Source organism: Bacillus sp. ISL-46, assembly GCF_018613205.1.
The window spans coordinates 1-9,732 of sequence record NZ_JAGGQR010000098.1; the positions used below are offsets into that span (position 1 = coordinate 1).

General features: G+C 38.6%; 8 protein-coding genes and 2 pseudogenes. 6 read left to right on the forward strand and 4 right to left on the reverse strand.

Going from position 1 to position 9,732, the window contains the following annotated elements; all coding sequences use genetic code 11:
* Positions 1–197: 197 nt before the first annotated feature.
* The 6 genes and pseudogenes from pfkA to rpe all read left to right on the forward strand — a co-directional run bounded on the left by pfkA (position 198) and on the right by rpe (position 4,886).
* A complete protein-coding gene (gene pfkA / locus J7E67_RS29760) occupies positions 198–1,154 on the forward strand; it encodes a 6-phosphofructokinase (RefSeq protein WP_214718678.1) in 957 nt (318 codons plus the stop codon).
* A 60-nt stretch (positions 1,155–1,214) separates the two neighbouring features.
* Positions 1,215–1,646 (forward strand): annotated as a pseudogene (gene rpiB / locus J7E67_RS29765) (ribose 5-phosphate isomerase B); the annotation flags it as partial.
* A gap of 408 nt (positions 1,647–2,054) precedes the next feature.
* A complete protein-coding gene (locus tag J7E67_RS29770; protein ID WP_214718682.1) occupies positions 2,055–2,912 on the forward strand; it encodes a class II fructose-bisphosphate aldolase in 858 nt (285 codons plus the stop codon).
* A gap of 275 nt (positions 2,913–3,187) precedes the next feature.
* Positions 3,188–3,595, forward strand: a complete 408-nt coding sequence (locus tag J7E67_RS29775; RefSeq protein WP_214718684.1) for a sugar ABC transporter substrate-binding protein — start codon at positions 3,188–3,190, stop codon at positions 3,593–3,595.
* Between the two features lie 11 nt (positions 3,596–3,606).
* A pseudogene (locus J7E67_RS29780) lies at positions 3,607–4,158 on the forward strand (sugar ABC transporter substrate-binding protein); the annotation flags it as partial.
* Between the two features lie 77 nt (positions 4,159–4,235).
* Entirely contained in the window at positions 4,236–4,886 is a 651-nt protein-coding gene (gene rpe, locus J7E67_RS29785; protein ID WP_214733397.1) for a ribulose-phosphate 3-epimerase, read from the forward strand.
* Between the two features lie 79 nt (positions 4,887–4,965).
* Here the strand turns inward: rpe and J7E67_RS29790 are convergent, their stop codons facing one another.
* The 4 genes from J7E67_RS29790 to J7E67_RS29805 are packed head-to-tail and all read right to left on the reverse strand — an operon-like array spanning position 4,966 to position 9,140.
* Positions 4,966–6,072, reverse strand: coding sequence for a GerAB/ArcD/ProY family transporter (locus tag J7E67_RS29790; RefSeq protein WP_214718690.1), 1,107 nt, complete (start codon positions 6,070–6,072; stop codon positions 4,966–4,968).
* A 13-nt stretch (positions 6,073–6,085) separates the two neighbouring features.
* Positions 6,086–6,319, reverse strand: a complete 234-nt coding sequence (locus tag J7E67_RS29795; RefSeq protein ID WP_214718691.1) for a hypothetical protein — start codon at positions 6,317–6,319, stop codon at positions 6,086–6,088.
* A 5-nt stretch (positions 6,320–6,324) separates the two neighbouring features.
* Entirely contained in the window at positions 6,325–7,506 is a 1,182-nt protein-coding gene (locus tag J7E67_RS29800; protein WP_214718692.1) for a Ger(x)C family spore germination protein, read from the reverse strand.
* A 53-nt stretch (positions 7,507–7,559) separates the two neighbouring features.
* Entirely contained in the window at positions 7,560–9,140 is a 1,581-nt protein-coding gene (locus J7E67_RS29805) for a spore germination protein (protein WP_214733398.1), read from the reverse strand.
* Positions 9,141–9,732: the final 592 nt, after the last annotated feature.

Here is a 9,732-nt window from a genome sequence, read left to right on the forward strand (position 1 = left end):
TATGATTATAGGTTCTTGTATAATTCTTTTCTTGGTCAAACAGTCAGGAAAGGCTCTAAGCCAGAATATCGAAAAAAAACTGAAAAAGACTAGTTAAAAAAAGTCTATCAATGTTGATTCAACCTTAAATATCCAGCGGCAACGTTTTCTAGCTGCTGGAATTTCTTTATAAACTAAAATTAAGAGGTGTATTGGTCATGAATAAACTAGGTGTCTTAACAAGTGGTGGAGATGCCCCGGGAATGAATGCCGCTATCAGAGCAGTAGTAAAAGCAGCAAATCACTATCATCTAGATATAATGGGCATACAGTGTGGATACCAAGGTTTAATTGACGGTAAAATTCACCGATTAACTGCTTCAGAGGTAGAGGATATTGCAGACAGAGGCGGAACAATATTAAAAACGTCTCGATCTTCAGAATTCATGGAGGAAGCAGGAAGGGAAAAGGCTCTTACGGTATTAAAAAGCTTTGGTATAAATTCTTTGGTTGTAATAGGTGGGGAAGGTTCTTTAAAAGGAGCCGAAAAATTACATGAACTAGGTATTAAAGTGATCGGTATACCTGGAACGATTGATAATGATTTGGCTTATACAGATTATTCCATCGGATTTGACACCACTTTAAATACAGTACTAGATTGTGTTGGTAAAATTAAAGATACCGATTTTTCCCATGATAAAACAACCATTATTGAAGTAATGGGAAGATATTGTGGTGACTTAGCCTTATATTCAGCTTTAGCAGGCGGTGGAGACATCATCTCTACTCCAGAAAGAAAATTAGATTTTGATACAATCTGTTCAAAATTAAGCTCAAGAATAAGTAGTGGAAAAAATGATAACCTCGTCATCATAACAGAAAGAATGTATGATTTACAGGAATTACAACGATATATTGAAGAGAAGTTAAACATTAGTGTAAGAACTACGGTATTAGGTTTCATCCAAAGAGGAGGGAATCCATCAGCGTTTGATCGGGTATTAGCAAGCAGAATGGGTGCTAAGGCGGTAGAACTGTTGATGAATGGAAGTTCAGGACAAGCTGTTGGAATGAAAGAAAATAAAATCATCCATAGAGAACTTGAACATGTTAATAGCGAAATGGCTGATAAACAGAATCAATATAGGTTACTAGAAACGCTTTTACACTAGAAATATGATGAAAGTCCATTTTGTAGGTAATGTAATTGCAAAAGGATAGGAGGAAGAAATATGAAAGTAGCCATTGCATCTGATCATGGTGGCATGAATATTCGTAAAGAGGTCATTTCATTGATGGAAGAGATGAATATTGAGTATGTAGATTTAGGGTGCGAGTGTAACACCTCTGTTGACTATCCAGATTATGCTATTTTGGTAGCTGAAAAGGTAGCAGGTGGTGAAATAGACCGTGGTATATTAATTTGTGGAACTGGTATTGGGATGAGTATTGCAGCCAACAAAGTAAAGGGAATTCGTTGTGCGCTTGTGCATGATATCTTTAGTGCTAAGGCAACGAGAGAACATAACGATACAAACATATTAGCTATGGGAGAGCGTGTCATTGGTCCCGGTCTAGCTCGTGATATTGCAAAAACATGGTTAACAACACCTTTTGAAGGCGGTAGACACGAAAATCGTGTTAATAAAATAGCAATATATGAAGCGACTTTTAATAATGACTTGAATAATGACTTGAATAATAACTTGAATAATAACTTATGCTATGCAAGGAAGACTAACATGGAGCACAATGTAAAAGCATCAAAACCATAACATGTGAAAAAGTAACGATAATAAATCTTGCTAAATAGATTTAAAAATAGCTTCAATAATTCTAAAAAATGACTTTATTTACTTGTAGCCACTATCAATGGAATTTCTCCGATGTGTACTGGAAATTAGTTCATTTCTGAAAAAATAACTTGATTTAATAGCTACATATAGTTATTGGAAGATGAAATAGTTATGGTAGTAGAGTTGGCGATTGTCATTATAATCTATAAAAGGTTGATCGCACGATTCTTATAGGAAATAAAAAGTTTGGCATTTACTATTAAGGAGGATGTTAATATGGCTTTAGTTTCAATGAAAGAAATGTTAAATAAGGCGTTAGCAGAAGGTTATGCGATTGGTCAGTTCAACATGAATAACTTGGAGTGGACACAAGCGATTTTAGCTGCGGCAGAAGAGGAAAAATCGCCAGTTATCCTAGGTGTATCGGAAGGTGCTGCTCGTTATATGGGTGGTTTTAAGGTAGTAACAGCCATGGTGGAAGCTCTTATGGAGGAAATGAGTGTCACTGTTCCTGTAGCCATCCATTTGGATCACGGTTCTAGTTTTGAAAAATGTAAAGCTGCCATTGACGCTGGTTTTACATCGGTGATGATTGACGCTTCTCATCAACCGTTTGAAGAAAATGTAGAAATCACTAAAAGGGTAGTAGAATATGCCCGTAAACGTGGTGTATCTGTTGAAGCTGAGTTAGGTACTGTTGGAGGACAAGAGGATGATGTGATTGCAGATGGAGTTATCTACGCAGATCCAAAAGAATGTGAAGAGTTGGTAAAGCGTTCTGGCGTCGATTGTCTTGCGCCCGCGTTAGGTTCTGTTCATGGACCTTACAAAGGTGAGCCAAATTTAGGCTTTACAGAAATGGAACAAATTTGTCATGCAATTGGTTTACCCTTGGTTTTACACGGCGGTACAGGTATCCCGACAAATCAAATTCAAAAGTCAATCACATTAGGAACAGCCAAAATTAATGTAAACACGGAAAATCAAATTTCATTTACTAGAGTAGTACGGGAAGTGTTAAGTGCAGACTCTGACGTATATGATCCACGCAAATTTCTAGGTCCAGGTCGTGAGGCGATTAAAGAAACCGTTATAGGCAAAATTCGTGCATTTGGTTCTTCAAACAAAGCGTAACTGTTCATGATTTTACTACAGAACTAATAGTTTTGCTGGGAATGATAAGATAGAAGTTTAATGATAGAAAGCTATCTAGATCTAGTAAAAGACTATTCTAAAATAGGTGAAAATAATATTAACTTCATATAGACCAGACTATAAACCACTGATAATTATGATCCTCTTTAATTATATCCCTAGCTTCGATGCTAATTACAGTCTAAGTGGTCGTTTTAATAAGAATTGAGACCCAGTAGGGACTATAAATTAGGAGAAGGAAGGGTGAATAATAGTTGGTCGGTTCATTAATTCGTGTAGTCTCTCTTGTCATATTGATAGGCCTTATGGTCACGTTTCTAAAAGAAAATAATAAGCCTAGAATGGTTGTCGTTTTGAAACAATTGAACACAGAGTATTGGAAAACCATTAAGGTAGGAGCAGAAAAAGCATTTGATGATTTTAATATAGATGGGCAAGTAATAGCACCGGATTCTGAATATTCACCTATAAACCAGATTAACATGTTGAAAAATGTTCTGAAGAGGCATCCAGATGCACTAATTGTTGCCCCAACGCAACCATCTGCTGCTATTCCTGTATTGAAAGAATATCAGGAAAAAAATATTCCTGTATTGATAGTAGATACAGATGCTGGATGGGAGGATCAAACAACCTATATTGGAACGGATCACTATAATTAGGCCAAAAAGCAGGAGCACTATTGGGCTCCATGCTGCAACCGGGGGATCAAGTAGCCTTTATTGGTGGAATGTCAGTCAGTTCAGTCACGAATGAGCGGAAAAATGGAGCGAAAGTGGTTTTAGAATCTATTAGAGTTGAAATTGTTACAGAACAGCCAGGGTATGATCGATTTGGAAAGATGAACTCAGAAATGGGAAACATTTTGCAGAGTTATCCTAATATCAAAGGTGTATTTGCCACGGATGATGTAATGGCTCTAGATGCATTAGGTATAATAGAGAAGTATGGTCTAAAGATTCCCGTCATCGGAACAGACGGTACGATAGAAATGCTGAAGTTCATTAAAGAGGAAGAAATGAGTGCTACTATGGCACAGAACCCTTATGATATGGGGTATTTAAGTGTTGAACAAGCCATGAGAGCCATTAAAGGAGAACACGTTGAAAAAAGGATTGATAGTGGGATTGATATTATCACTCAGGAGAATGTAGAAGATAGGCTAAGTTTTCTGACCCAAATATTAAAATCTAAGGAACAATCATTTTTATATGGTATTCCTTGATTTAAGTAAACTCTTATCATCTTTATTATGTTAGTTTTATTAAAGGCATGGGACAAAGAAAGTCGAGGTATTAAAAAATGACTAAAATAGCACCTTCTATCTTGTCTGCGGATTTTGCTAGACTAGCAGATGAAATTAAAGAGGTAGAGGCAGGGGGAGCAGATTATATTCACGTCGATGTGATGGACGGCGACTTTGTACCGAATATCACCATTGGTCCACTTATCGTAGAAGCGATTCGTCCTGTTACAACATTACCGTTAGATGTTCATTTAATGATTAAAAATCCTGATCAATATATTCCTTCATTTGCAAGAGCCGGCGCTGACATCATTTCTGTTCATGTTGAGGCATGTCCTTATTTACATCGTACCATTCAATTAATTAAACAACATAGAATAAAAGCAGGTGTTGTTTTAAATCCTGATACACCGATTGATCAAGTTAAACATGTTCTTGAAGATATTGATTTGATCTTATTGATGACAGTGAATCCGGGATTTGGTGGGCAAGAATTTATTAAAAGTGTATTGCCGAAAATTGAACAACTTTCACAGATAATTGAGATGCGTCAACTATCAATTGAAATTGAGGTAGACGGTGGTATTAATGAAGATACGGCCAGATTATGTGTCGAAGCAGGAGCCGATGTTCTAGTAGCCGGTTCCGCTATTTATAATCAAGCAGATCGAAAAGCTGCGATTGAAAGAATTAAAAGAGCATTATAAAATAACGAGGTAAACTAAAAGGGACAGAAAGTTCCTCTTTTAGTTACCTTCAATTACTTGCTATAACTCCTATAGAATATCAACTTCTGCCTTTCTCCAAAAACTTTAGTTTAATCTTAGCAATTACGAAAAGAAATAATGGCATATAAAGACCGAACACGAATGAATAGGGTGTCCAAATGTTTGCAATAAAGTTAACCAAATAGCTTATATCGGGAGCTATCACAAGGGATAGGACCACCAAGATCATGGCGAATGGAAGTGTCAGCGGGCGATAATCACGCATCTCCAACGTTTGGGCGAGCACTAATGCGGATACATAATAACAGATCTGCAGTTTGAAAAAAATAGTAATAATCCATAATCCGGCCATAATGGCTTCTATCCGTTGGAGAAATTCACCAATGTCTATTTTTTGAGCCAATATATAGCTGGGAACATGTTCATTCTCTGTTGCTTCCGCTCCCAAAACGAGTATTGACAGCAGGGTAATTGAGAAGATGATTATTCCCCCGATCAGACTCCCTGCAAAAAAAGCTTTACCTGCTTCCTTAATCCGATTAACATAGGGAAAGATCATCAAAAACAAAACAAGCTCCAGATAAGGAACACCCAGTTGCATAAAAGCAGCACGAATAACAGGATTTGCCCCTTTTGCAAATACAGGCTGAATTTTTTCAAACTCTATTTGAGGAGAAACAAAGATAACTGTCGTAAAAAAAAGAATCAACACCCAAGGAAAGAAAATTTCCGAAGTACGGGCCATGTTTTCCAGGCCGTATCGCACCCCCATAATGACAATGCCTAACAAAAGGATATGTATCGCTTCAATCGGCGTTTCCGGCATCATCGTCGATACAAAGAAATTACTTATTTGCCGGAGTGTAATGGCACATAGGAAAAATGAATAGGTAAAGAATAAAAGTGAGGTTATTTTTCCCATCCATCTCCCTAAAATTTTCTGGCTGTATTCAACCAAGGTCATATCCGGAAAAAGACTTCCTAACGTTTTGTATAACCATGCCAGCAAAAGGCCTAATCCTACAAGAATCATAGCCGTTATCCAAGCATCTTGCTTTGCATCCGCGGCAATAAATTTTGGCAATAAAAGAATGGAACTGCCAATGGTAAATAGGATGACGAAAATCATAAACTGGCGGGGGGCAATTTTACCGTTCTCCTGCATCAATATCACCTGATCACTTGAATATTTCGGAAATAACCGTGCTATAAGGCTGGAAGACGGCTGTAATCCCCTCGAAGGGATTAGGAATACTTACCTCTAACTGCTCCGAAATATTTAGCACAATACCCAGAAGCAGTAGGGTAGAAAACACCCATAAATCCTTCCTATGATTTTTCTTCAAAAGGGAAGGGACTTCGATGAACATAATGATAACCCCTATCACTATTATTCCCACAATGGACCACATTTAATTTACTCCTCCATCCTGTCTCGAAATGATTTTTTAGTTAAAAATACGCCTCGAATATCGGCTTTCACTTCTACATTGACCTGTAAATCCGGAAATTCCTGATCCCAATCCTTTTTCAGTTTTTCCCAATATTTAGGATTGGTGCGGTTGATCACATCGCCAAAGCCAAAGATATCGGATTTATATTTTTTCTGCGCTGCTTTTAATGCCGCTGCAATGGTCCTTTCTATATCCTTTTCTGTTAATTTCTCTAACTGAGTAATCGTTTCCGGTTTCGATAAATCGATATCACATTGCGCATCGGCTACATTGCCTTCGAGACTAATTTTGACATCTATTTTAGGTATACCGTTTATTTTCTTGAATTGGGTCTCCTCTTGAGTACGAAGCACCTCCACAGTCATCTTCTTCTTCCCTTGGGGGCAAGGAAAGACAACGGACGTGCTGCTTATCTCACCCTGGGTATAGTTATATCCTTTGCTTGCCTCTTCATTTAACCAACCAACCAGCCGATCATTTTTAAACACGGCAAGGCCGTTATACTCCAAATCTGCACCGGGATCAATTTGTTGCCCATTCTCCATGGTTTCACCCAATGTCCGCTTTCCGCGCACCTTAATGCCTGTGAGTACGGCTTCTTTTCCGTTGTCAATGATATCTGACATAAACTGATCCATTCTGTCAGTACCTGCTACCCCCCAAGCATCAGATGAGTTCTCTAGAGAACGATTCATTTTTCTGGCGGGAATTCGGTCTATGAGGGTATAAACTTTAAGGATGTTCTCAGCCTTTGTGCCCCTCGCTATAACCACAAAGAAATCCCTTCGATATTGATGGTCTCTGGATATGTGATCCAGTATGTCGCTTAGCCCTTCTTTTGCCAATTCTTCACTGATGATAAGCATTTGGAGTTGTCCCGTATAAACTTTTCTTGTACTCGAAGTTGTCAGTCTTCGACCAGCCTCCTGCAAACTGTTCCCCGTTTCATGAAACAAAGTGACAGGAGTATCACTTGAAGCAGCACCTCCTTTGGCAGCAATCGCTCCTGGATTGACGATTTGGTGAGAAAGCAAAATTTGATTCCCCTTTTTATCCAATCCCATGGCTACAGTGACCGCAAGTTCGTTTAATTCTACCCGATTCCAGCATCCAGTAAGCGTAAACAAAATGACTATTGAATTCAACCATAAGGCCGGCTTTTGTTTCGTAACGACTCCTCCTTTCTTTGTATCAATTCCTAAACTTTTCTACGCGGTTGCGGGGTAGGAGGATTATCTTCACGGCTGATATTCTTTTGACTCATAAATCGAGGCCTGGAGAACATTCCCCACCAAGGTGCACGGAAAATCGCATCTTTTTGATCAGACATCACCATAGGGCCAAACGGTGCCATATAGGGAACTCCAAAAGAACGCAATTGACATAAGTGCTGTATGACAGCAATAATCCCTACAATAATGCCCAAGAGCCCGAAGGAAGCAGCCAAACCCATCATCCCAAAGCGCAGGATTCTGACAGAAATGGCCAAATTATAGGCAGGAATGATGAAACTGGAAATAGCTGTGATGGATACCACGATCACCATGGAAGCTGATATGATTCCCGCTTCTACTGCTGCTTGTCCAATCACTAAGGCCCCTACAATCGATACCGACTGTCCTACCGCTCTTGGCATTCGAACCCCGGCCTCCCGCAACAGTTCAAAGGTTACCTCCATTAATAGTGCTTCAATAAATACCGGAAAAGGTACCCCTTCCCGTTGAGCCATCAGACTAAAAAGCAGTCCGGGAGGGAGCATTTCCTGATGAAAAGTTGTAATTGCAATATATAAAGACGGACCTAGTAAGGCAATGAATAAAGACAAATAACGCAGCAAACGCAGGAGTGTCGCAATGTCTGACCGCTGATAATAATCTTCTGCTGCCGAAAAGAATTGCGTGAAGATGACCGGTACCAAAAGGACAAAGGGGGTTCCATCTACAAAGATCGCGATCCGCCCCTCCAAAAGCCCGGCAGCAATGACATCAGGCCTTTCCGTATTAAATACCGTGGGAAAAACGGTATATGTTTCATCCTGGATCAATTCTTCAATATAGCCGCCTTCCAGAATGCTGTCTATTTCAATCCGGGTAAGCCGTTTCCGTACCTCTTCAACGACTTTTCCATTCGCAATTCCCTGAATGTACATGATGTTGACGGCCGTTTTGGTTACCCTTCCTATGGTTAGGTTCTCCATCCAAAGGTTAGGATCTCTAATTTTTCGCCGGACTAATGCGGTATTCGTCCGTATGTTTTCAGAAAAGCCCTCTTTCGGGCCACGAATGACCGTTTGAGAAGAAGGCTCTTGAACACCGCGGTCTTCCGACCCTTTCAAACCGACTAGCAGACCTTGAGAATTTCCTTCTAATAGGATGGCAGCATCCCCTGATAAGATGGATGGAAGCAAGGTTTCAAAATCCGAAACTTCCTTGATGCTTCCCACAGGAAGAAGCTCTTTCAGTAGTTGAAAAGTATAGGGTATGGATGAATTGTCCAAATTTAGTTCAACTTCTTGTATATCCATCATTAAAGATTCCATGATAAATTGATTGACAGATTTAGTATCAGCCAAGCCTTCTGTATAGACCAGAGCTATTTTGATCTTCCTTTTCTTTCCGATACCAAATTTCCTTATGACAACATCTGGGCTATTACCAACTAATTCAATAATTGTTCGAATGTTTTCCTGAAGATTCGTTCGTAAGGGTGTTTTTTCATTTATATGTTGATTATTGGGGGTTGAATTAGATTTAAATATTCTATGAATCACTTTGAACATCCCCAAAAGTATATCATCTCCTAGTTTACACCTTGATTGTTATTCATTTCTCGCGACATCAGGAGAGTTATTATTTTCCGAAATTGACATTATTTCTTACCAATAATCCATTAATGCATGAACAGCATAAAACCAGTGTGATTAAACGAGCAATAATCGAAAACGATACACCATCTACGGTTAAATCCAGTGTTGGGTGCTGCTTACCTTAAATATTTATGTGCATGTTGTGGTTAATTTATCCGTTTTAGATTTAAATATACAGTTACCTCTACTAATCACTACCTACATTCTGTTTTGTTAAAGGAGTAAGTAAATCAGGGTTGGAAGTTAAGTTTCTTCATAATTTAGGCAATTTGCTTATTTAAAATAAAATCTATGTTGACAAATATCAGAATCAAGGTATACTAAAAACATAAGGTAACTTAGTAGACAAGTTAACAACAGGGGCGATTCTACTAAGGATCTTGGTTAAAAATTAAAATCGGCAAGTCATAAATTAATGAGGTGGCGGACATGAAACATATAAGTATTGATGAATTAAAAGAAAAAGCGATTGAAATGAGAAAAGCAGCTATCACCATGATTCACA